Genomic DNA, 21,112 nt, shown 5'->3' with positions numbered 1-21,112 from the left:
AGGCAAATGCCTCTGCGTATTGGCATCGTCTCGATGCACACCTCTCCATCCCACGCCCCGGGCTCCGGCGACGCCGGCGGAATGAATGTCGTCGTCCTCGAACAGGCCAGGCAGCTTGCCCTGCTGGGGCACGATGTGCACCTCATCACACGACGAACGGATGGCGCCTCGCCCGACACAACCGACCTCGCCGCGCACCTCACCCTGCACGCCATCACCGCCGGCCCCGCCCGTTTCATCGGCAAGGGCGAGCACGAGCAGCATATTGTCGCCTTCCGGCAGGGCCTCGAGAGGCTGGGGCCTTTCGATCTCATGCACTCGCACCACTGGTTCTCGGGCATGGCCGCGCTGCCCGTTGCCCGGCACCGGGGCATCCCGCACGTGCAGAGCTTCCACAGCATCGCTGCGGCGAACGAGACACCGCTCAGCGCCGGCGAGCGAGCGGAATCGCCCGGCCGGCTGGCGGGCGAGGCCCACCTCGCCGCGCACTCGGATGCCGTCACCACAGTGAGCGACTATGAGGCGCGCATTGCCGTCGACCGGCTCGGCGCGGGGGCTGATCGGGTCTTCGTCGTGCAGCCGGGCGTCGATTCGCGCCTGTTCCGGCCGCAGGGCGCGCCGCATGCGCGGCCCGGCCACGTCGCCGTGGCCGCGCGCATCCACCCGCTCAAGGGCCTGGAGCTTGCCATCGATGCGCTGGCTCTCATGGCTGACGCGAGGCGGCCGTCGCTCGTGGTCGCCGGCGAGGCGGCCGATGAGTACCGCGACTATGCCGACACCCTGCATGAGCGTGCCAGCCGAGGCGGCGTCACGGTTCGCTGGGCTGGCCCGCTGACGCGGCAGCAGCTCGCCACGCTGTTCGCGACGGCGCGCGCGGTGCTCGTGCCGTCGCATTCCGAGACGTTCGGACTCGTCGCCCTGGAGGCCTCCGCCTGCGGTGTGCCGGTGCTAGCGACCGCGAGTGGCGGCCTCGATGAGGCCGTGCACGACGGGGTGACTGGCACGGTGCTCGACACGCGCGATCCCGGACAGTGGGCGGCGGCGCTCACACGCCTGCTCGACGACGACGCACTCGCCACACGCCTCGGCCAGGCCGGCCGCGAACTGGCCGTCCGCGCGACCTGGAAGCGCTCGGCCGAGCGACTGCTGTCTGTATACGACTCGACGATGAGGAGGATCCCGGCTCGTGAGTGTGCGTGAGGCGGCCAGCGTGCTGGTCGTCTGCGCGCATCCCGACGACGAGACCATTGCGAGCGGGGCGCTCATCGCCGAATTCGTGCAACGCGGCGCGGCGGTGTCGCTGCTCACGGCGACCCGCGGCGAGCAGGGCGAGGTCGTCGCGGGGCCGTTGCAGTCGCTGGTCGGCACTCCGCAGCTTGTCGCCCAGCGCGAGCGGGAGCGAGATCTCGCGTGCGATCGGCTCGGCATCGGCGAGCGGCTGTGGCTCGGTACTCCCCCGGCACGGGCGGCCGGGCTCCCGCCACGACGCTACAAGGATTCCGGCATGCGCTGGCTGCGACCGGGGCTCGCCGGCCCCGCCGCCGACGTGGGGGCGCAGGCACTCACCGCCACCCGACTCGACGAGGTCGTCGCAGACATGGTGGCGGCCATCCGTGCCCTCGAGCCCCGGCTCGTCATCGGCGATGACGCGTCAGGCGGCTACGGCCACCCCGACCACGTTCGCGTCCACGACGCCGCCGTCGCCGCCTGCCGCGAACTCGGCGTGCCATTCGCCGAGCTCGCCCTCTCCCCCACCGCCGATGCCGAGTGGTTCGACCTTCCACAACACTTGCCTACCGTGACGGATGCCTTGCGCAGCTACCCGAGCCAGCTCACCGTCGACGGCGCAGACCTCATCCATTCCGGCGGCCAGCGCCAGCGCATCGTGACCGCGGTCGGCCTGGTTGTCAGATCGAACGGAACAGCATCCGCGCGATCGTGAGCATCATCACCACGAACCCGCCGAGCAGACAGAGCCACGACCACGCCCAGCCGATCGTGGCGCCGAGCATCACGAATCCGGCGAACGCAACGGCCCACGTTACCGTCGTATAAATGCCGAACCGAACGGCAACCTCAGGCTCGTCGGCGAAGCGGCGCGTCAGCCGCGGGCGACCGCGCCGCATCATGCGCACCCATGCCTTGCGTCGGTTCGTCTGTGTCGCGCCGAGGATCGCGAACAGAACAAGCCCCGCCACGACGCCGAGCGCCGCCAGAGCGGTCGCCCAGAGGGGAATTGCGTGGAGCGCGATGAGCCCTCCGACACCGAGCCCGTAGGCCGCAAGCAGCGTTGCGAAGAAGTAGCCGCTCGTTCGCTTGATGGGCATCGGATGCTTCGTGGTCGTCTCGCGGGCAAGTGCCTCTCCGACGATCCACGCGACGCCCGTCGCGCCGATACCAATCAGGGGGAACAACACGCCGACAGGCAGGGGAAGGGCTCTGCTCGCGCCTAGCAGTGCAACCACGAGCCCCACCGCTGCCGCCAAAGCAGCGATACCCGCGCCGACAACGGAGGAGGGCTTGATGCGCACTCGATGTCTCTCGACCGCTTCGGCCCACCCCTGTGGTACCGTCGCGGTTGCCGCAGCCGACGCGCCGAGGAGTTCTCTGATATCGCCGAGTTCTTCGAGCGCGCGAACCGCGGCGTCATCCGGGCTGTGCCCGCCGGCCGCCAGCTCGGCGATCCGAGCGAGCAGGTTCACCCGAACCTCCTCCTTCAAATCCTGCGCATCGGCCGTCATCTCGATACCGAGGAAGGCTTCGTCGAGCAGACGGTGAACGTCACCGCCGGTGGAGCGAATGGTCTCGTCAGTCATTGCCCGTGTCCTTCCATCGGGTCTCGCGCGCCAAGCAGCGAATCGATGATTCGCCGCGTTGCCACCCAGGCGGCGACGTTGTTGTGAAAGACCGCCTGGCCGGCATCCGTGATGCGGTAGTACTTGCGTCGACCACCCTGGGTCTCGTCTCCCCAGTACGATTCCACGAGGCCGTCTCGCTGTAGCCGGCGATAGGTGGCGTAGAGGGTGGCCTCTTTGATCTCGTGGTCGCCGCCGGCCGCATCCCGAATCGCCTTATGGATCTCGTAGCCATAGTTGTCTCCGCCGCGGAGTATGCCGAGCACGATCGTGTCGGTATGACCCCGCAACAGGTCTGCTGCGAAGGCCCTCCCGTCGCCGTGTGGCGTCGTGACGCTCGTAGGATTCACGTCTATTACTGTATCAGATGCACTACATGACGAGATGTGTTCCGTTTTGGCGCCACAACGCCGCTCGCGCCATTGCAACGCGCCAAACGGGTGACGTAATATGTAGTCACGTGATGCATTATGTAGTCGGCTAGCTCGACGAATCGTCCCCTGGAGGAGACAATGGATCTCTCTCACCCGGAATATGCCGTGCTCGGCGAGGATCGCGCGCGCGTGCTCCACCGGCTCTTCGTCCTCGCAGAACCCGCCTCTGGTCGTCGCATCCATCAGCTGAGTGGCGTGAAGACACTGCGAACTACACAGCGCATCCTAGAAGACGCCGTCAGCATCGGATTGGCCTCCGTGCGATCGGTCGGTTCAGCAAATGTCTACGAGGCGAACCGCGATCACGTGATGTGGGGGCCGATCGAGCAAATCTTGGCCCTGTCTGCAGTGACGGAGCAGCGCGTCGCCGAAATTCTTCGCGATATCGTCAACGATTATGCGGCAGGTACCGCCCTCTACGGTTCATTTGCCCGCGGCGAGGCCGGTCCTCATTCTGATATCGACATACTCATTGTCTGGAACGACGACGTCCCGGAGGAACGGCAGGCCGACATCCTCGACGCGGCCGCAGAGCGCGTTCGCAGGCTCACCGGTAATCGGGCCCAGCTGTTTGCACTAACCCGCGCCGAGTTGGACCGGCTGATCGGGAACGGCGCGCCGCTAATTCACTCCCTCAGAACCGACGCACGCTCATTGACCGGTGTCGAAATCAAGCGACTTCTGAATCCCCGCGCAACATGACTCCACGAACGCGGTCGATGACAAAGGCGGAGACGCAGATCCGCGCTCAGCACGCACACGCATTCCTCGAAGCCGCAATGCTTATCGCGGATCTCGGCGAGGACGCGGGAATCTCCACCACAGGCAATGTGATCGGCTCTCTCGCCGTGCTCGCTGGAATCGCGGCTGCGGACGCTATTTGCGGCGCAGTTCTCAGTGAGCGCGCAGCGGGGCAGGATCATGCCGAGGCCGTCACGCTTCTGAATTCGACAAAACCAGGCAAAGCTGTTGCCCCGTCGCTGCGACGGCTAATCGACACCAAGACGGAGACGCAGTACTCCTCCGGAATACTCGCTGACGGTCGTTCCGCCGATCTTGTAAAGGCGGCCAATCGACTGGTGACGGCAATGGATCAGGTACTGCGTTCCATGCACTGACGAGCTCGCTAACGCACACCCGCTACCTTCTTGCTCCGACGGCTAACAGCCGCGAGGCGCAGAATCTTCTCTACGTGCTCCGTCAGCGATTGCGGCGCGGCGCGAACAGCGCGTACAGCAGTGGCAGGACCGACACGCTCATCAGCACCGTGCCGAATACCGCGTGGGCGCCGCTCACGACGGCGCCGGCGATGAGCAGGCCGGCGAACAGCGTCGCACCCACGAGCCGTCGCGCGACGCGTTCGAGCCGGGCGACCCACTTGTCGAGCTTCGGCGTGGCGACAGCGAACGAACCGTCCTCGACTTTGGAGACGAGCGCGTCCAGCCGTTTCGGCAGGCGCACGACGATGCCGCCGATCTCCACGGCCTGCTTCGCGAAGTCGCGCGCCGCGTTGGCGCGCTCGTCGCGAAGGAGCTGCGCTGCATACGGCTCGACCGAGTCCCAGAGATTGAAGACAGGGTTCAGCGCGCTGCACACGCCGGAGGTGAGCGACATCGCCCGGATGACGAGCAGGAAGTTCTCGGGCATCTGGAACGGTAGCGATCGCACCACGTGGCCGAATTGCAGTGCGAAGTCGCGGAACTCGCGCGGATCCACCTCGCGCAGCTCGGCGAACCCCATGCCACCGAATCGGGCGAACAGCTGGGTCATGGCCCGCTCCAGCTCGGCTGTCTCGGTCGTGGGCAGCAGCACGCCGACCTCGCGCATGGCGCCCACCAGGCCCCTGCCGTCGCGCGACGCCGCCGCGATCAGCAGCTTCCGCAGCCCTCGGCGCGTCTCGGCGGTGACCTCGCCCATCATGCCGAAGTCGATGAACGTGAGCTTCCACGGGCGGCCGTCGGCCCCGTCCGCCGCGGGCGTGACGAAGATGTTGCCGGGGTGCGGGTCCGCATGAAAGAAGCCGTTGGTGAACAGCTGGTCGAACATGACCTCCGCGAAGACGGGGGCGACCTCGGCCGGGTCGATTCCTGCGGCGCGCAGAGCCTGCGCATCCGTGATCTTGATGGCTGTCACGTCTTCGAGCGTGAGAACGCGTCGGGTGGTGCGCTCCCAGACGATGTCGGGCACCGCCATGCGCTCGTCGTCGGCGAAGTCGGCAGCGAAACGCTCGCAGTTCGCGGCCTCGTGCAGGTAGTCGATCTCCTGCAGGCTTGTGTGGGCGAATTCTTCGACGAGCGCCGGCGCGTCCACACGGTCGGCGACCACGCCCACATGGGTCAGCCACCGGGCGACCCTGCGCAGCGCGGCCAGGTCCACGTCGACGATGGCGCCGATTCCCGGCCGCTGCACCTTGATCACGGCCCGTCTCAGGCCAGTCTCCGCCGCGTCTGCCGGCGCCAGCACGGCTCGATGAGCCTGGCCGAGGGATGCCGCGGCCACCGCCGTCTCATCGACCGACTCGAACGCCCGCTCCAGCGGCATCCCCAGCTCCGCCTCGGCGAGCGCGCGGATCTCGGCGAACGGCACCGGCGGAACTTCGTCCTGCAACCCCTCCAGTTCGGCCGTGATCTCGGGCGGCAGCACGTCGAGCCTCGAGGACATGAACTGGCCGACCTTGATCATGAGGCCACCAAGCTCGACGGCGAGGGCGTGGAAACGGCGCGCAAAGCGCCGCATCCGCTTCTCTCGGGTGCGCTCGGCGACCCGCGCAAGCCCGATGCGCGGCAAGAACAGCTCGTACCACCAGGTGACGGCGAGCTGCCAACCGGCGAATCGAAGGATGCGGCGGTACCTGGCGCGCGTGCCTTTGGTGCCCGGCGAAGGCTCTCGACCCTGACGGACCGGCGGCACCTCGGTCAGTCCTGGGCGAGGATCGAGTGGAGCTGGCGGCGCGCGTCGTCCAACACCGCGACGGCCTGCTTGATCTGCTCGGGCGAGCCGGTGCGGCGCACCTGGGCGGCCGCGTGCGCGAGCTCCATACCCGCCTTGGGCAGCACGGTGAAGCCGGTGCCCTCGTTCTCGTCGGTCTTCCACGGCACGGAGGCCTCAGCGCTGGAGGCCTCCTCGCGGCCGGTGTCGGTCAGCGCGTAGGTCTTGCGCCCGTTCGACTCCTCGGAGCTGATGAGCCCTTCGTCGGCCAGCAGCTGCAGAGTCGGGTAGACAGACCCCGCACTCGGCTTCCAGCTGCCGCCGCTGCGCTCCTCGATCTCGCGGATGATCTGGTACCCGTGCATCGGCTTCTCGGCGAGAAGCGCGAGCACCGCCGCCCGCACGTCGCCCCGACCCATGCGCCGGCCGACACGCTTCTCAAACTCCGAGCGCACCTGCTCCATGGTGTGCCACATGCCCTCGGCGGGGTTGCCGCCGCCGAATCCGCCGGCCTTGAACGAGGTGCCCATGATGTCCTCCTGATTGATCGTCAACGATACTCAACGATATATCGCTGAGCGCCTGGGCGACAGGGGCCATATGAACAAGCGCCACCACCTCGACGAGCTCGCCAAGGGCAGGCCCCTCTCAAAGATTCTGCGGCAGTAACAGGGGGCGCTCAGTCGGGCTGCGTCCAGTCGAAAACGGTGGTCAGGAACGGCGCCGTACCACCCGCGAGGGCGTTGTAGACCTCCTGCGCGTCGGCCGGCGAGCGCCGATCAGCGAGCGCGTCCACGTCAATCGTGCCGTCCCGAAGCCACCGCATCGCCTGCTCGACGTTGTCGCTCATGCTGCCGTGCACAAACGGCGACGGCCGGGCCGGCAGCTGCCACTCCCACCCGCTACGCAGTGTCACGTAGCGGTGGAACACCTCAGTGAAGACGTCATGCGCCGTGGCGTCGGTGCGCCGCATCCACGGTGCACCGATCAGCACGACTTCGCCGCCGGCGCGAACGATCCGCGTCGCTGCGAGCGCTGCGCCGTCGTGGCCCGAGCATTCGAGCACGAGGTCGAAGCCATTCGGGTTGCCATATTGCATGCGCTCGACGGGCGCCGGTACCTTGGCAAGCGCTTCGACGGATGCCGGCAGCAGCTCCCGTCGCTCGGCCCGTTCTAGTCGGGATGACAGGATTTGAACCTCCTTGACCCCCAGGTAGGACCATCGGCCTCATTGCCCTTGCAGCAGCCTACTTTCGCCGACTTTCGGCATCAGCCCTTGCTCTCCTTGCTCTCCTTGCACACGTTGCGGTCCCCCTTCTGTCCCCCTCGTTGCAGGCCGATGGTCGTGCTGGCGTTAGGTGGTGATCTCGATAGTCGGCTGGACCTGCTGATAGACGGGGGTCCACAGGTCGACGTCGACCTCGGGTGATTCGATGCTAACGATTAGGGAGTAGTCGACGCCCTGATCACTTTGGTCGTCCTTGGCGCGGTTCTTCCACCAGCCTGCGACCGGATAGACGGCGATGGCTCCCTTGCTGGCGAGGGCGGCGGCGGTTCCGGACCAGATGTCGGTATGGAGCGAGCCTGCAGCCTGCTGTTGGTTACTGCCGAACAGCCATCCTGCTTCGGTGTCGAGGCTCGGCGGCTTCTCGCCGTCGATGCGGGCGCGAGTGTTGATACGTTGCCGGAACGAGTCCACACTTTCCTCGGGTCGCCGGGTCGCGAACCGAAGTCCATGAGAGGGATAGATGTAGCGACCGGTCCATCCCCGGCTGGAGGGGTTCGGCTCGATAAAGTACGAGAGAGTCACGCGCATCCGAACCTTCGCGGCCCCGAGCTCCTCGAGCTGCTCGATCGGCCATGGCAGCTCATGGAGACTCATCTCGCGTGTCTTGCCCGCGCTGTTCGAACCGTCACGCTGGTACGGGTGAATGCGCGCTTCAGCGACGAGCGTGAGTGCATCAGTGGCGCTGTACAGAGCCCGGTCCGAGTCAGGAACGCCCATCCCGTAGCGGCGCAGGAGCGAGGTGAGCCCTGTCTTACTCGATTCAGCGTCGAAGCGCGCTCGCATGGGATCGGTCCATTCCGCAGAGTGGACGATCAGCGCACGCACGGTTTCAGGGCGCAGACCGGGATACGCGGCGTAGATGTCAGCGGCGATCGCGGCGACGGAGGCGGTGGCTGCGGAGGTATCGCGAGTTGTGGTGAAGAAGCCTTCGCCGAGTGTGCGGAAGCGCGTAGTCAGGAGCGCGAGGTTGGGCGGGGTGTCCACGTCGGTCTTGTCCGGTGAGGCGGCGACGTTTCCGCCGTCGGCAACGACGTCTGGTTTGAAGGGCCACTTCTTGCGGTCGAACAGGACAGAAGTACGGCTTACCGGGGAGAGTTCGCCTCGCGGGGCGATGGGCTGGTAGCCGGCGAAACCGGCAGGTGCCCCGGACATGTCGTCGTGGGAAGAATATGCACCGACGGTCAGTGCGTTCCAGGACTGGGAGGGGTCCTCGACTGGTTCGAGGTCGCTGCGGCTGAGGTGGTCGTCGGTGCCGACGACGTCGCGGACATTGCCCGCGGAGATGACGAACAGTCTGGGTCGTCTGGGTTCATCGCGATCGAGGTAGGTGAACTTGGGGTCGGTGTCGTCGATGGCACGGCCGAATGCTAACGCGTCGATCGATGCGGACCAGGATGTGGGCTTGCCTGCTTCAAGGACCGCCGTTGAATCTTCTTGACCGGCGACGGGTCTCGAGCGTTGCGCTGTGACGGCGAGCATGAACACCCGTGGGCGGCCTACGGCTTGGATCTCGGGCTGGTCGACCGCGCGAGCGGTGATGGCGCCGTACAGGTCCCGATCGTTGTCTCCCCTGTCGGGCAGGAACTTCACGGATTCGAGGCGGTGACGGAGTTCGACCACGCCCGAGTCGAGCACGGCGCCGTGGAGGTCGCCGTAGAGAGCGAGCCCAGCCATCTCGGTCCCGTGCCCATGCACGGGCGGAGGCTGCCATGACGGATCTGCCACATGGAGGTCTGGGGCGGCGATTGAGTCGGCCAGCAGCGGATGCCCGTCTTGCACACCCGTATCCAGGATGCACACGACGGGAGCGCCAGCTGATGCCGGACGAAGCCGTTGACGGAGCTCCTCGACCCACTCGGCCTGTTCCGCGGCGGGCAGTTCGGTGAGGAAGCTTGCGACGGCGTGAGGTTGCCGCAGTTCGGCGATGTCGTCCAGCGTGTGAAACGCCTCAGCGAGCTGATCCGCCGTGGCGTACAGCAGCACGACGGTTCGTTCGCCGAACCCGAGGTAGTGGTCGCTGGTGCGGAGGCCGTGCGCGGCGACGAACTCGGTGAACCGGCGCAGCTCATTGCCGTCGCGTTTGCGCAGCCACACCTCCCACCATCTAGTCTCAGACGGGTCAGTGGGGTAGGTCCCGTCGGAGTCGGTCCAGAGTTCCCGAATCGTAGCCCGGCGGATGGCCTGGATTCCGTCCACTAGGGCGGCGTTGCGCGCCTTGTCCTCGCCGGATGACTCGACGTACTGAGTCAACTTCTTGAGGAAATACTCTTTCTTGCCATCCGGGACATAGACAGTCGCAATCTGGACGGGACCGTCCACAGAATCGGCCTCCCGGACGGCGACAAGCTCGGGCTGCTCGCCGGAGCGCTGCACATCCAGGCTCTCCAGGGCCAGTTCGAGGCCGGGGAAGGAGAGGAACGAGATGTAGGTCCCCGAGACTTCGGGCGCGTCGACCGGAGCCGCCAGCGCGGCTTCATATTGCTGGACGAGGGTCGAGCCGTGTCGACCTCGATCCCCCGAGAACCCGGAACCATCGGTACCGCCGCCGCCCGTAGGAATGGTGAAGGGTTCGGAGCGCGGTAGCCCAGGCACAACGATGTGCGGACGGTCACGTTCAGCCATGCCGCCTACACGCTCTGGTTGCGTTGACCGGTGAGACGAGGCCGCTCGTCGAGGGCCGCAATCAGATCGCTCGTGAGGATCCTTGTTCGGCCGGCGAGGACGCTATGTTTTGCGGCGTTCTCTGCGGCCGTCGCGATCTCGGCGTGGCTGAGTCCGCGAGCCGCTGTGAGCACCCGCGGCCAGCTCAGATTGCTGATGTGAAACAGCGCCAGACGGTTCTTGATAACCGCTTGGGCATTCGCGTCATCGGGGAGCACGAAATCCATGACCGTGTCGAATCGCCGGTACAGCGCGTTGTCCAGCAACTGCGGATGGTTCGTGGCCGCGACAATGACGCTTTCCGAGGTGTCCTCTTCTAGGAACTGGAGAAACGAATTCAGGACTCGACGGATCTCGCCGACGTCGTTCGCTGCCGCGCGGTCTCCAGCGAGCGCGTCCACTTCGTCAAATAGATAGACCCCCCGCGTCTCAACGAGCGCGTCGAAGATCAGGCGAAGCTTCGCCGCGGTCTCCCCCATGAACTTGGTGATAATCGTGTCCAGGCGAATCGCGAACAGAGGCAATCCGAGTTCACCGGCGAGCACTCGCGCGGTCGAGGTCTTGCCAGTACCGGGTGGTCCGATCAGCAGGAGCCGTCGAGCGGGGCGAAGTCCGTGGCGAGCGAGCGTGTCGCGCTGACGTTGCTCAAGCAGGACGTGGTTCAGACGTGCGCTCAGATCGTCAGACAGGACAAGATCGCCGAGGCGCGCGTCTGGGTAGCTGACGGTCAGCAGCGAGCCCAGTTCGCCTCGAGGTTGGGTGACGGGCACGACGGCCGCGACGCGCGACGGAGCTGTGGCTCGCTTGCGCAGGTCGTCCACGAGGTCGCGAAGATCTTGGGCAAAGTTCGACTGTCCTGCGCGCGCGGCCTTCGCAGCGACCTGCATCGCGACCGCGTAGAACTGAGCGTCATCGCCGTCTGCATGGCTTTTCACGAGCGCTTTGAGCTGGTCGTTGGTTGCCACGGCCTGACCTCCTTCGGCGCACGAGTCTGGTCCTGACCAGGTTCGGCAGGCTGTCCCCAGTCTAGCTATCGTCACCTTGCCTCAGCGGGCACCACGCCTCACGCCGTGGCGACAGGAGGCCTATTGAACTCGCCCCCTCCGACAGCCGCTGAGCTGCCGCGCGCCGGAGCCCCGCACCTGATCGAAACCGCGCAACAGACCAACGCACTCCTCTTCCGGTCCATCCCGAAACGCGGCCACCGCTCGCAGCGGCGGAGGCCATCGTCCGCCGACAAGACTCCTCATCGACGGACGGCGGGGGACGCTCCAACAACGCTGTTAGTCCCTCAGCGCAATGAGCCGGACCTTGATGAGGCTACGACCTTGAAGGCGTCCGCCCGCTGAGCAACGAGCTGACGTGTAGAGCGCCGACGATAAACTCGGAATATGCCCCTCTCGCAGCGAACGGTCGGTCTGATCGCGCAGGCGGCATCTGAGTTCGGCCATGCGTCGCTCTCGACGGAGCTTCTGAAAGCAGGGATCGCCGATGGCGACCCGGGGCAGGTGGATCGCGCGGGAAAGTCAATAGCGCGGGACAAGCGCGCTGCCGCCGCCGTGAAGGATGCGCTGGCCAAGAAGAGGTGGCCCAAGCTCCTGGCGCTGGCAGATACCGTGCTCAACCGGCTCGCTTCGCAAGGTGAGATGCCGTCCTGGGCGACGGAGCTTGGCCTGTCGCTGCGCGCTGACGGCTATGACGCGATCGCCGTCGAAACTGAGGACGAAGCTCCGGGCTTCTGGGGTTCGCCCACGGTAAAGCGGACTTGGAAGATATCACCCCTCGGGGACGAAGATGTGCCGCTTGCGGCGAATGCGACCGCGTTGGCCGCGGATCTCAAGTCGCATGGGATGGACATTGCTGCGAATCACTTCGACCAGGCCTTTCAGTCCCTCACGGCGGGGCGATGGGAAGCCGCGAACGGCCAGCTTCGGGCGACGTACGAGGATGTGCTCATTGAGGTTGCTCGGACGAAGTTTGGTTGGACCGGGAACTCCGGTGGGCAAGCTCTCGACGTACTTCACGGCAAGAAGGTACTCAACGATCACGAGCACGACTACCTCAAAGGCCTGTGGGGCATGAGTCACACGAACGGTTCCCACCCCGGCATGAGCAACCAGACCGAGGCTCAGATTCGGATGCAGGCGATCGTAGCCGCCATCCGGTTCATCCTGAACGGGGTCGTCTAGGTGTACTTCCCCGTGACGTTGTGAACGCGTTCTGAGGGGGTCTGGCCGCCGATGCCGGTGTGGGGTCTGTGGTGATTGTAGTGGTGTAGCCAGATCTCGTAGGCGGCGGTCCGTTCGGCTTCGTTGGCGTAGGGCTTCGCGTAGGCCCATTCCGCGGCGAGGGTGCGGTTGAAGCGCTCGACTTTCCCGTTGGTCTGCGGCCGGTAGGGCCTGGTCCACTTGTGCTTGACGTTCTCTCCGAGGGCGTCAGCGAACGCGTGGGACCGGTAGCAGGCGCCGTTGTCGGTCATCACCGCGGTCACGGTCACGCCCAGGCTCGCGAAGAACGCGTTCGCACGGGTCCAGAACCCGGCGGCGGTCTCCTTGCGCTCGTCGTCGAGGATCTCCGAGTACGCGACCCGGGATTTGTCATCGACGGCGTGGTGCAGGTACCGGTAGCCGCGGGAGCCGGCCGCGCCGGCACGTGTCGCCTTACCTCGGGCGACACCGGCAGCCCGGTCCTGCACGGACCCCCTGCCGTGCAGGCGCCACCCACCGCCGTCGGGGATCCGGCCCTGCTTCTTGATATCCACGTGCACCAGCTGCCCCGGCTGGGCGAGCTCGTACCGCTTCGGCTTCGGCTTGCGCATCGGCAGCCCGGTCGCCTGGTCGATGTTCGCCAGCTTCGGCATCCCGTACCGGGCGAGCACGCGGCCGACCGTGGACCGGGCCAGATGCAAGTGATACGCGATCCGATGCGGTCCCCACCGCCTGGTGAACCGCAGCGACACGATCCGCCGCTCGGTCTTGCGCGGCAGCTGATTCGGAGAAGACAACGGCGTCGAGCTGCGGTCCGTCAACGGCAGCCCGGCCCGATACCGGTCGGCCCACCGCTTCGCCGTCGCCGGCGAGCACTGGAACCGTTCCGCGGCGCGCCGCAACGGCCAGCCTCGATCGACGACGAGAACAGCAAGACGACGACGCCCCTCCGGCGTCAAAGGCGCGTTAGCGTGAGTCACGAAGACCTCCGTGGTCAGGAGTGAGTGTGGTAACCCACATCCTGCCCGGAGGTCTTCGCCTTACCTCACATGTTCACAACCCGCCGGGGAAGTACATCTAGGCTCCGGGTCACGTCTGCGCTCCTCTTCTAGTCTTGGAGCATGACCTTCACCGCGCTCCACCGTGCGCTCGGCCTTGCGCCGGGACCGCTGACTGATGCGCTGCTCGATGCAGCGGTGGCCGCAGGTGTCATGGAGGCGGATGACCTGGATTGGAAGTCGGAGTTGCCGCCGGCGAAGGGCCTGCCCCAGACGGACTTCCCGAAGGACGTCGCCGCGATGGCGAACAGCGGCGGCGGCATCATCGTGTTCGGCGTCCGCGAGTCCCAGAAGGCAGCGACCGAACGAATCGACGTGGGCGAGCTCGACGAAGCCTACGAGCGCTCATTGCGGAGCGCCGCGATCACCGCCATCTCGCCGCCAGTGTTCGGATTGAATGTCTATCGCCTTGGAGACGAGGGCAATCGGGCGGTCGTGGTGGAAGTGCCAGCGAGCATCGACGGGCCGCACCTGATCTACAAGAACGACTACTTCGCGGCTCCAGTGCGAAATGACTCGGACACGGTGTGGATGAAGGAGCGCCAGATCGAGGCGATGTACCGGGCTCGTTTCGAGGAGCGTCGACATGCGACAGAGGCATTGGACGCGCTGTACGGCGAGGCGGCAGCAGGTCGAGATTCTGACAAGCGCGCCTGGCTGGTCGCGGTTGCTCACCCGCGCATCCCTCGCTTCCGTGACCGGCTGACTCGCGAGGATGCGCGCGGGGTGCTGACGAAGACCGTGGGGCTGGCCCTAACCTATGCCGGGCGCGGAGGCATCCACCCACTGGAGAATGTGGACCGCGATAACCCGCGTCCCGGGTTGCGCCGCTGGGTGGCCGTGAACTCGGCGACCGGCGAACGTTCGGTCTGGAAGGAGGCGTGGATGAGCATCCACAGTGACGGGTCTGTGACGGTCACGGCGGCTGTCGGTGGGCATCGCATGAGCAGCGACGGGTACTTCGAGGGCTGGCAGGTGGAGTCTGCCGCGATCGAGTGCGCCATCGCCGATCTGATGGCACTCATGAGAACCACCGCGGAGGCAACCGACAACGACGAATACGACGTTCGCCTGGGGATCGAATGGACGGGTCAGCAGCCGATAACGATCCTGACGAAGGACAACATGGGCTTCACCTACGAGGGCGTTTCGGTCCCGCTACACCGCTACACGCCGGTTGAGACAACCGTGAACGCTATCGAGCCGGCAGCGGACTTCTTCTGGCACGTTCACGACTTCGCTCAGGACTGCGTGAATCAGGGCGGCATCTCGCACGTGTTAATGATCCAGCCGCCTGCCCGAGACGCGTCGGCGTAGTCGCGACTCCCCCGCAAGCGCCGCACCGAGTCGGATTTGCACCGGCTCGGTGCGGCGCACGGTTCTTGCTTCGACTGTCAGGCGGCCCTTGCCGCGACGGGTTCCAGAGCCCAGTCCCGGACACCCCTGCCCTCGACGAAGAGCCATTCTGCTCGGCACTTGTCGCAGAGGATCCGCACGTCATGTTCCCAGAAGCCCGGGATATTGTCGTGCTCTTCCACGATCGTCCCGTCCCCGCAGGGGCACAGGAACTCGTAGCGCTCCACCGTTCCGGCACCGGCGCCCCAGCCCTCGTGGTCGTGTGCGTCTCCACCGACCGGCTCCGTTCGGATAGGGGCCGGCGAAGGTTCCGTCCGCATCCACTCCGCGATCGAGGTGACTACGGCGTCGTAGGCCGAGGGCGAGTGAGATACCTCGTGGAAGATCGCCAGAAGCTCGTCGGCGGTGCGGGCGACGCGGTGATCGCTGTCGCGGACACCGGCCGAGTAGTCGCCCGCGAGATCGCCCACGACGTCGTTGCGGCGGGCCTGTTGGACGAGCCAGTCGTGGAACGGAGCCGGCTCGGCGACCGGATCCGGCCGGACCCAGCCCTCAGTGATGAGCTCGCCGGCGGCTGCCCGCGCAAGTGCTTCGCGCAGGTGCTCGTACCCGGCGGGGCGGTAGTGGCTGGCCCGCGGTCGCACCTGGCCGGAGCCGACCATCCGGCGCACGTAGTCATGCTCGCGCTCGGAGATGCCGATCAGGAGGTTCGGACCGTCCCCGTCCGGGTCCGTGATCGGGAGGCCCAGCGCTGCTGCCGCCCAGATCAGTCGGCCATTGGACACATAGGAGAAGTGCGGGCTGAGGAACCACTCCGCGGTGTGTTTTAAGGAGTAGCTGCCGACCTCAGAAGCCTCAGAGCCCGAGGTGGGCGTGAACATCCGCAGCATGTCCGTGATGAGGGCGAGCTGGATGTAGTCGGTCTTTCCGTTGAAGCTCCATGGCGAGTCGGAGCGGACGCCGTTCTCGCCGAGACGAGGAGCGCCGCCGTGCGCGCCGATCAGTTCGTGATCGCTGAGTGCGGCGATCAGCCGCCGTGCGATGACCCGCGGACCAAGGAGACCCTGGGTCAACGGGGAGCTCATCTGCCGCAGCGCGGATGTGTAGTTCGTGCCGGTGAAGGCCGACCAGGCACGCGCATCCTGCTGGAACGCGCGGCTCGGAGTGTTGTTGCTGGGAGTCATCTCAATCTCTTGTTCCGGGCTATGCACCCCACGCCTACCAGCCCTGTGACATGAGAGAGATCTCGAACCAACAGGTAGTGCTTCTCTGGATTCCGCATCAGCGGTTGTCCTCGACGTCTTCGCCGCGTGGGGACTCAGACTCGGAGACAGGCAGTCCAGACCGCCCACGTGAATTATAGCCCGGAGACGGCTTCGGCAGGCTGGAGGTCGTGCCGCGATACGAAGAGGGCGCTGCCGAATCAGCACCCCCCTTTCGCCGCGCGCGGCCGGAGCTTCTAGACGTGGACCGCCTGCTCAGCTCGCGCCTGCCGTCTTGCGTGGCGACGCTCAAGAGCTTCCACCGCGTGGACACGCGCGAGGACGACCAAGCTGACCGGACCCATCACGAGGAACTTCAACGCATCCCAGATGAAGAGGCCGACGGCCAGGTTGAGCCAGCCCGGGCCACCGTCCCGGATGCCTGCGGCGCAAGTGGCCGCGGCGAGCAGGAGGGGGGCTGCGAGGAGCATCGCCGGGATGCCCCACTTGAGCCCGCGTCGAGTGCGGATGCGGTCAAGCAGGAGATTGGTCGGTGCCCAGCGCAGCAGGTGGTGCACTCGAACGCTGGCGGCCCAGATGAGTCGGAACACGGCGATCCTCTTCTCTCGTCAAGAGCGGCGAAGGAAGAGATCGCGGACCGGCGGCTCGTCGTGCCTGGATTGGTCCCCTACTTCCGCAAGGAATGGGCCACGTCTGGTCCCCCCTCGCAACTGGAACGCGCGTGAGGGGGAACACTAATCCAAGTAACCATGACTTCAGGGGACCAGAACACCGAGGGTCAAGAAAGACGAGGCCCAGGCGAGAAAACTGCTTCTCACCTAGGCTTTTTGTCGGGATGACAGGATTTGAACCTGCGGCCCCTTGACCCCCAGTCAAGTGCGCTACCAAGCTGCGCCACATCCCGATGCCTTCGCGTTCGCGAATGGCAACTCGACCATCTTAGCGGGTGCGATGGGGGTCTCGATACGCGCCGCAGGCGCTACTCGACCGGCGGAGGCTGGGGGTCTCGATACGCGCCGCAGGCGCTACTCGACCGGCGGGGCGGCGAGCACCTCGTGGAGGAAGGCGAGCATGGCGTGCCATGCTCGCGCATCCGCTGTGGGGCGGTAGTTGGGGCCGGGCACGGTGAAGGCGTGTGGGGCTCCGCTGTAGGTGGTGACCTGCCAGTCAATGTCGCCGGCGGCGCGCAGCTCGTCCTGGAAGGCGGCGATGTCGGTGTCGGGCACGACCGGGTCCGCTCCCCCGGTGAGGATCAGCAGGCTGGCGCGAATGGCGCTCGCGTCGCTGGGGTCGTGCGCGATGAGGCCGCCATGCAGGCTGACGACGCCACGCGCATCCGCCCCGGTGCGAGCGAACTCGAGAGCCGCACTGCCGCCGAAGCAGTAACCGATCACGGCCAGGCGCGACGAGTCGACCGCCGTGTTCGCGGCGAGCTCGGCGAAGCCCGCCGCCACGCGCGCTCGCAGCAGCGGAAGATCCGCGTAGAAGCCGCGCGCTGTGGCCGACGCGTCGGCACCCTGAGGGCGGATGCCGCGGCCGTACACGTCGGCGGCGAACGCTGCGAACCCGAGCCTCGCGAGCATCTGCGCTCGCATCTTCACCGTATCGCCGACGCCGGTCCAGTCATGCACGATGAGCACGCCAGGCAGTGGCCGCTCGGCCGCCGCGTCGTAGGCGAAGTAGCCCTCGAGCTCCGCCTCCTCATGGCCGTATGCAACGTCAGAGGTCTCGATGCGGGACTCAGACGACAGCGGGACGGTGGCGAGAAGTTCCTCGTGGGCGGGCGAAAGAGTCATGCTTTCACTCTAGGCACGTCGGGGCCGGGCGCGCGATCGTCAGTCAAACCGCACGAACGCACGCAGCGTTCCATCGCCGAACTCCGTCGTCGAACGGTAGCCGAGGGAATCGTAGAACGCCTTCTGCCCCGGTTCATCATCGGTCAGCAGCACCTTCTGCCGCACGTGCGCGAAACGGGCCAGCGCCTCCGTGACCAGCATGCGCCCGATACCTTCCCGTTGGTGGCTCGGCCGCACCAGGATGTCCTGGAGGTAACAGATGGTCGCGTTGTCGGAGATGACGCGCGCCAGACCCGCGAGCTCTGTCCCGAGCCGCGCCTCGACGATCAGAGACGACCCCGCCAACGCCGCACCCAGCGCCTCCGGCTTGTCGGTGTAAGCAGACCATCCCACCGAGTTGTACAGATCCAGCACATCCTGCAGATCGAGCTCGGCTGCGGTCGCGATTCGGATTGTCACCATGGGCCAATCCAACCAGAGCGCAGCCGACGCGGCCTCGGGCGAGGCTCTCCAGGCTATGGAGTCATCCGCAGCTGGTCGAGCAGCCAGCCGGCACCGCGCGCCGTGGCACCGAGGGCCGCCACGCGTTCCTGCAGTTCGCGGTCGGAGGTGACCACAATCACCTGCGCCGCCGGGTCGTCCTGCCGAAGCTCGCGCACGGTGTCGACGATCGAATCATCGCCCGAGTGCAGGGCGCGCACCACGCGCATCGGCGCATCAGTGCCATCAGTGCCAGCAGTGCCAGCAGTGCCAGCAGTGCCAGCGGATGCCGCGGCGACATCCGCGTCGCGAGCCTGCCCCTCGACCACCAGCGCCCACTGCGGCCACCACCGTTCGAGCGGAAGGTCCAATCGCTGCGCCGCGACGCCCGCCTGAGCGAGCGTCGCCACCTGAGCAGCGAGCCGTTCGGCGGCGCCCCGCCGATCCCTCCACCACCCGTCGGGCCGCGATCCCACCACGTTCGCCATGTCGACGACGAGCACGACGCGGCGGCCGAGCTCAGCCCGAAGCGCCGGCCACGCCGCCCCGAAGCCGGGGTGCAGCGGCAGCGAGTCGACCTCGGCGACGGGAACCCAGCGCAGCTCGAGGCTCTCGGGGTCGCCGATCACGGGCTCGAACGGCTCGACCACCCGCGCGGCCACCGTCGTGTACGACCAGAAGCCAAGATCGAGCACGCTCGCGAAACGCAGCTGCAGGCTCTCGCGCGGCACTCCTGCCTCCTCGTTCGCCTCGCGCAGAGCGCCGTCGACCGCGGATTCCCCCTGCTTACGCGCGCCACCCGGCAACCCCCAGGTGCCGCCGAAGTGGCTCCACTCCACGCGATGCTGCAGAAGGATGCCGCGCCGCTCGTCATGCGCCAGCAGCCCCGCGGCGCCGAACCGCCCCCAGAACTTTCGGCCATCCGGCCCCTCGACCCACGCATCGCCGGGATCCCGCGGCAGGTGCGGAGGCGGCGGAAGGGTCACGCCCCCAGACTATGCCGCGACGCGGATTGAAGGGTCGAGCGAGACGCGGATTGAGGGTCGAGCGCGACGCGGATTGAGGGTCGAGCGCGACGCGGGTTGAGAGGTCGAGCGAGACGCGGGTTGAGGAGTCGGCAAAGCCGACGTCTCGAAACCTAACACCCCGTACGCAACGAACCCCGAGCTGGCCCGCCACCGAAAGCAGGAGAAATCGATCACTTCGACGCTCATCTTCCTGCTTTCGGTTCAGGGTTTCGAGACGGCGCTTCGCGCCTCCTCAACCCGCCTCCGTGTCAGCGCTTCCGCTTCTCCCGCACCCGCATATTCACCACGATCGGGGTCCCCTCAAACCCGTAGATCTCGCGCAGCCGGCGCTGAATGTACCGCCGGTACCCAGGGTCGAGGAACCCGGTCGTGAACAGCACGAACGTCGGCGGCCGCGACGACGCCTGCGTGCCGAACAGCACGCGCGGCTGCTTGCCGCCGCGAACCGGGTGCGGGTGCTCGGCCGTCAGCTCCGCCAGGAACGCGTTGAACTTGCCCGTCGCGATGCGCGTATCCCACGACTCGAGCGCCAACTCCAGCGCGGGCACCAGCTTCTCCAGGTGCCGCCCGGTGCGCGCCGAGATGTTCACGCGCGGCGCCCACGACACGTGCGCGAGATCCTGCTCGATCTCCCGCTCCAGGTAGCGCCGGCGCTCGTCGTCGAGCAGGTCCCACTTGTTGAACGCGAGCACCAGCGCGCGGCCGGATTCGAGCACGAGGTCGATGATGCGCACATCCTGCTCGCTGATCGGCTCGCTCACGTCGAGAATCACGACCGCGACCTCGGCCTTCTCGAGCGCCGTGCTCGTGCGCAGCGAGGCGTAGAAGTCGGCCCCCTGCGACAGATGCACACGACGACGGATGCCGGCGGTGTCGACGAACCGCCAGACGCGCCCGCCCAGCTCCACCTGCTCGTCCACGGGGTCACGCGTCGTTCCGGCCAACTCGTTGACCACCACCCGCTCCTCGCCCGCGGCCTTGTTCAGCAGGCTCGACTTGCCCACGTTCGGGCGCCCCACGATCGCCACGCGCCGAGGACCGCCGACCTCCTCCTTCGCGACCGCAGAGACCTCGGGCAGCTTCCCGATGATCTCGTCGAGCAGGTCGGCCACTCCGCGGCCGTGCAGGGCAGAGACCGGATGCGGCTCTCCCAGCCCAAGAGACCACAGGGCGGCCGCGTTCGGCTCCTGCCGGGTGTCGTCCACCTTGTTCGCGGCCACGAAGACCGGGCGATTCGTCTTGCGCAGCAGGCGCACGACGTGCTCGTCGGTGGCGGTCACACCCACGTTGGCGTCGACCACGAACAGCACGGCGTCGGCGAGGTCGATGGCCACCTCGGCCTGGGCGGCGACCGACGCGTTGATGCCTCTGGCGTCCGGCTCCCAGCCGCCCGTGTCGACGATGGTGAAGTGGCGCCCGTTCCACTCGGCACGGTACGAGACGCGGTCACGGGTGACGCCGGGGGTGTCCTCGACGACGGCCTCGCGGCGGCCGAGGATGCGGTTCACGAGCGCTGACTTGCCCACGTTCGGCCGGCCCACGATCGCGAGCACCGGCAGCGCCGGCAGGTACGCGATGGCATCCGGGTCTTCGGTCGCCGCGTCGAGGATGCCGCGGTCGACCTCGTCGAGTTCGTAGTCCTCGAGGCCGGTGCGCAGGGCGGCCGCACGCTGCGTGGCGAGGTCGTCGTCGAGCTCGGCCAGGCGCGAGGCGAGCTCGTCGCCCTCAGACGTGTCGTCGGGACCGTCGAAAAGCTCGTCGGAATCGGAGGGTGTGGGCATACCCCAAGCCTACGGGG

The 21,112-nt window shown here is 66.8% G+C and carries 20 protein-coding genes and 1 tRNA gene; 6 read left to right on the top strand and 15 right to left on the bottom strand.

Annotation, left to right across the window (positions count from 1 at the left end; all coding sequences use genetic code 11):
• Positions 1-6: 6 nt before the first annotated feature.
• A complete protein-coding gene (locus OSC27_RS03710) occupies positions 7-1,200 on the top strand; it encodes a glycosyltransferase (protein ID WP_267180053.1) in 1,194 nt (397 codons plus the stop codon).
• Positions 1,187-1,942, top strand: a complete 756-nt coding sequence (locus OSC27_RS03705) for a PIG-L deacetylase family protein (protein ID WP_267180052.1) — start codon at positions 1,187-1,189, stop codon at positions 1,940-1,942. The genes OSC27_RS03710 and OSC27_RS03705 overlap by 14 nt, the downstream gene beginning before the upstream one ends.
• Here OSC27_RS03705 and OSC27_RS03700 read toward each other — a convergent pair.
• Positions 1,908-2,816, bottom strand: coding sequence for a permease prefix domain 1-containing protein (locus OSC27_RS03700; protein WP_267180051.1), 909 nt, complete (start codon positions 2,814-2,816; stop codon positions 1,908-1,910). The two genes, OSC27_RS03705 and OSC27_RS03700, sit on opposite strands and share 35 nt — an antisense overlap.
• The gene (locus OSC27_RS03695) at positions 2,813-3,205 is read right to left on the bottom strand and encodes a PadR family transcriptional regulator (RefSeq protein WP_267180050.1); all 393 of its coding nucleotides are present in this window, start codon (positions 3,203-3,205) and stop codon (positions 2,813-2,815) included. Before OSC27_RS03695 ends, OSC27_RS03700 begins: the two co-directional genes overlap by 4 nt.
• 162 nt (positions 3,206-3,367) lie before the next feature.
• Between OSC27_RS03695 and OSC27_RS03690 the strand changes: the two genes are divergently transcribed.
• Complete coding sequence (locus tag OSC27_RS03690; protein WP_267180049.1) at positions 3,368-3,991, top strand: nucleotidyltransferase domain-containing protein; 624 nt, start codon at positions 3,368-3,370, stop codon at positions 3,989-3,991.
• A gap of 17 nt (positions 3,992-4,008) precedes the next feature.
• Positions 4,009-4,407: a hypothetical protein gene (locus tag OSC27_RS03685; RefSeq protein WP_267180048.1), complete on the top strand. Its 399-nt coding sequence runs from the start codon at positions 4,009-4,011 to the stop codon at positions 4,405-4,407.
• 82 nt (positions 4,408-4,489) lie between these two features.
• Here the strand turns inward: OSC27_RS03685 and OSC27_RS03680 are convergent, their stop codons facing one another.
• The 5 genes from OSC27_RS03680 to OSC27_RS03660 all read right to left on the bottom strand — a co-directional run bounded on the left by OSC27_RS03680 (position 4,490) and on the right by OSC27_RS03660 (position 11,131).
• Positions 4,490-6,208: an ABC1 kinase family protein gene (locus OSC27_RS03680; protein WP_416348821.1), complete on the bottom strand. Its 1,719-nt coding sequence runs from the start codon at positions 6,206-6,208 to the stop codon at positions 4,490-4,492.
• Entirely contained in the window at positions 6,205-6,747 is a 543-nt protein-coding gene (locus OSC27_RS03675) for a PadR family transcriptional regulator (RefSeq protein WP_267180046.1), read from the bottom strand. The genes OSC27_RS03680 and OSC27_RS03675 overlap by 4 nt, the downstream gene beginning before the upstream one ends.
• 149 nt (positions 6,748-6,896) lie before the next feature.
• Complete coding sequence (locus tag OSC27_RS03670) at positions 6,897-7,316, bottom strand: hypothetical protein (protein WP_267180045.1); 420 nt, start codon at positions 7,314-7,316, stop codon at positions 6,897-6,899.
• Positions 7,317-7,571: 255 nt separating this feature from the next.
• Positions 7,572-10,127 carry a S8 family peptidase gene (locus OSC27_RS03665; RefSeq protein WP_267180044.1) on the bottom strand — a complete coding sequence of 852 codons (2,556 nt, stop codon included), beginning with the start codon at positions 10,125-10,127 and terminating at the stop codon, positions 7,572-7,574.
• 5 nt (positions 10,128-10,132) lie between these two features.
• Positions 10,133-11,131 (bottom strand): AAA family ATPase, encoded by a 999-nt coding sequence (locus OSC27_RS03660; RefSeq protein ID WP_267180043.1) that lies wholly within the window; start codon positions 11,129-11,131, stop codon positions 10,133-10,135.
• Between the two features lie 426 nt (positions 11,132-11,557).
• Between OSC27_RS03660 and OSC27_RS03655 the strand changes: the two genes are divergently transcribed.
• Complete coding sequence (locus tag OSC27_RS03655; protein ID WP_267180042.1) at positions 11,558-12,355, top strand: hypothetical protein; 798 nt, start codon at positions 11,558-11,560, stop codon at positions 12,353-12,355.
• Here OSC27_RS03655 and OSC27_RS03650 read toward each other — a convergent pair.
• Positions 12,352-13,353: an IS481 family transposase gene (locus OSC27_RS03650; RefSeq protein ID WP_267180041.1), complete on the bottom strand. Its 1,002-nt coding sequence runs from the start codon at positions 13,351-13,353 to the stop codon at positions 12,352-12,354. The two genes, OSC27_RS03655 and OSC27_RS03650, sit on opposite strands and share 4 nt — an antisense overlap.
• A 141-nt stretch (positions 13,354-13,494) precedes the next feature.
• On the opposite strand from OSC27_RS03650, the gene OSC27_RS03645 reads away from it, so the two are divergent.
• Positions 13,495-14,748 carry a helix-turn-helix domain-containing protein gene (locus tag OSC27_RS03645; protein ID WP_267180040.1) on the top strand — a complete coding sequence of 418 codons (1,254 nt, stop codon included), beginning with the start codon at positions 13,495-13,497 and terminating at the stop codon, positions 14,746-14,748.
• Positions 14,749-14,825: 77 nt separating this feature from the next.
• Here the strand turns inward: OSC27_RS03645 and OSC27_RS03640 are convergent, their stop codons facing one another.
• The 7 genes from OSC27_RS03640 to der all read right to left on the bottom strand — a co-directional run bounded on the left by OSC27_RS03640 (position 14,826) and on the right by der (position 21,095).
• Positions 14,826-15,971, bottom strand: a complete 1,146-nt coding sequence (locus OSC27_RS03640) for a hypothetical protein (protein WP_267180039.1) — start codon at positions 15,969-15,971, stop codon at positions 14,826-14,828.
• 275 nt (positions 15,972-16,246) lie between these two features.
• Complete coding sequence (locus tag OSC27_RS03635) at positions 16,247-16,600, bottom strand: sulfate permease (protein WP_267180038.1); 354 nt, start codon at positions 16,598-16,600, stop codon at positions 16,247-16,249.
• Positions 16,601-16,840: 240 nt separating this feature from the next.
• Positions 16,841-16,914 (bottom strand) — tRNA-Pro (locus tag OSC27_RS03630).
• A 121-nt stretch (positions 16,915-17,035) separates the two neighbouring features.
• Positions 17,036-17,806, bottom strand: coding sequence for a dienelactone hydrolase family protein (locus OSC27_RS03625; protein ID WP_267180037.1), 771 nt, complete (start codon positions 17,804-17,806; stop codon positions 17,036-17,038).
• Positions 17,807-17,845: 39 nt separating this feature from the next.
• Complete coding sequence (locus OSC27_RS03620; RefSeq protein WP_267180036.1) at positions 17,846-18,268, bottom strand: GNAT family N-acetyltransferase; 423 nt, start codon at positions 18,266-18,268, stop codon at positions 17,846-17,848.
• Positions 18,269-18,321: 53 nt separating this feature from the next.
• Positions 18,322-19,272 carry an NUDIX domain-containing protein gene (locus tag OSC27_RS03615; RefSeq protein ID WP_267180035.1) on the bottom strand — a complete coding sequence of 317 codons (951 nt, stop codon included), beginning with the start codon at positions 19,270-19,272 and terminating at the stop codon, positions 18,322-18,324.
• Between the two features lie 290 nt (positions 19,273-19,562).
• Positions 19,563-21,095, bottom strand: coding sequence for a ribosome biogenesis GTPase Der (gene der / locus OSC27_RS03610; protein WP_267180034.1), 1,533 nt, complete (start codon positions 21,093-21,095; stop codon positions 19,563-19,565).
• Positions 21,096-21,112: the final 17 nt, after the last annotated feature.

Source organism: Microbacterium sp. STN6, from assembly GCF_026410545.1.
Taxonomy (GTDB): domain Bacteria; phylum Actinomycetota; class Actinomycetes; order Actinomycetales; family Microbacteriaceae; genus Root112D2.
The sequence above is the reverse complement of the archived record's forward strand: the minus strand, read 5'-3'. Positions and strand labels throughout refer to the sequence as shown.

Coding starts and splice junctions, on each gene's coding strand:
- OSC27_RS03655 (WP_267180042.1), top strand. CDS start 11,558: ATGCCCCTCTCGCAGCGAACGGTCGGTCTGATCGCGCAGGCGGCATCT.
- OSC27_RS03700 (WP_267180051.1), bottom strand. CDS start 2,816: ATGACTGACGAGACCATTCGCTCCACCGGCGGTGACGTTCACCGTCTG.
- OSC27_RS03690 (WP_267180049.1), top strand. CDS start 3,368: ATGGATCTCTCTCACCCGGAATATGCCGTGCTCGGCGAGGATCGCGCG.
- OSC27_RS03675 (WP_267180046.1), bottom strand. CDS start 6,747: ATGGGCACCTCGTTCAAGGCCGGCGGATTCGGCGGCGGCAACCCCGCC.
- OSC27_RS03670 (WP_267180045.1), bottom strand. CDS start 7,316: ATGCAATATGGCAACCCGAATGGCTTCGACCTCGTGCTCGAATGCTCG.
- OSC27_RS03625 (WP_267180037.1), bottom strand. CDS start 17,806: ATGACTCTTTCGCCCGCCCACGAGGAACTTCTCGCCACCGTCCCGCTG.
- OSC27_RS03645 (WP_267180040.1), top strand. CDS start 13,495: ATGACCTTCACCGCGCTCCACCGTGCGCTCGGCCTTGCGCCGGGACCG.
- OSC27_RS03665 (WP_267180044.1), bottom strand. CDS start 10,127: ATGGCTGAACGTGACCGTCCGCACATCGTTGTGCCTGGGCTACCGCGC.
- OSC27_RS03685 (WP_267180048.1), top strand. CDS start 4,009: ATGACAAAGGCGGAGACGCAGATCCGCGCTCAGCACGCACACGCATTC.
- OSC27_RS03640 (WP_267180039.1), bottom strand. CDS start 15,971: ATGACTCCCAGCAACAACACTCCGAGCCGCGCGTTCCAGCAGGATGCG.
- OSC27_RS03710 (WP_267180053.1), top strand. CDS start 7: ATGCCTCTGCGTATTGGCATCGTCTCGATGCACACCTCTCCATCCCAC.
- der (WP_267180034.1), bottom strand. CDS start 21,095: ATGCCCACACCCTCCGATTCCGACGAGCTTTTCGACGGTCCCGACGAC.
- OSC27_RS03620 (WP_267180036.1), bottom strand. CDS start 18,268: ATGGTGACAATCCGAATCGCGACCGCAGCCGAGCTCGATCTGCAGGAT.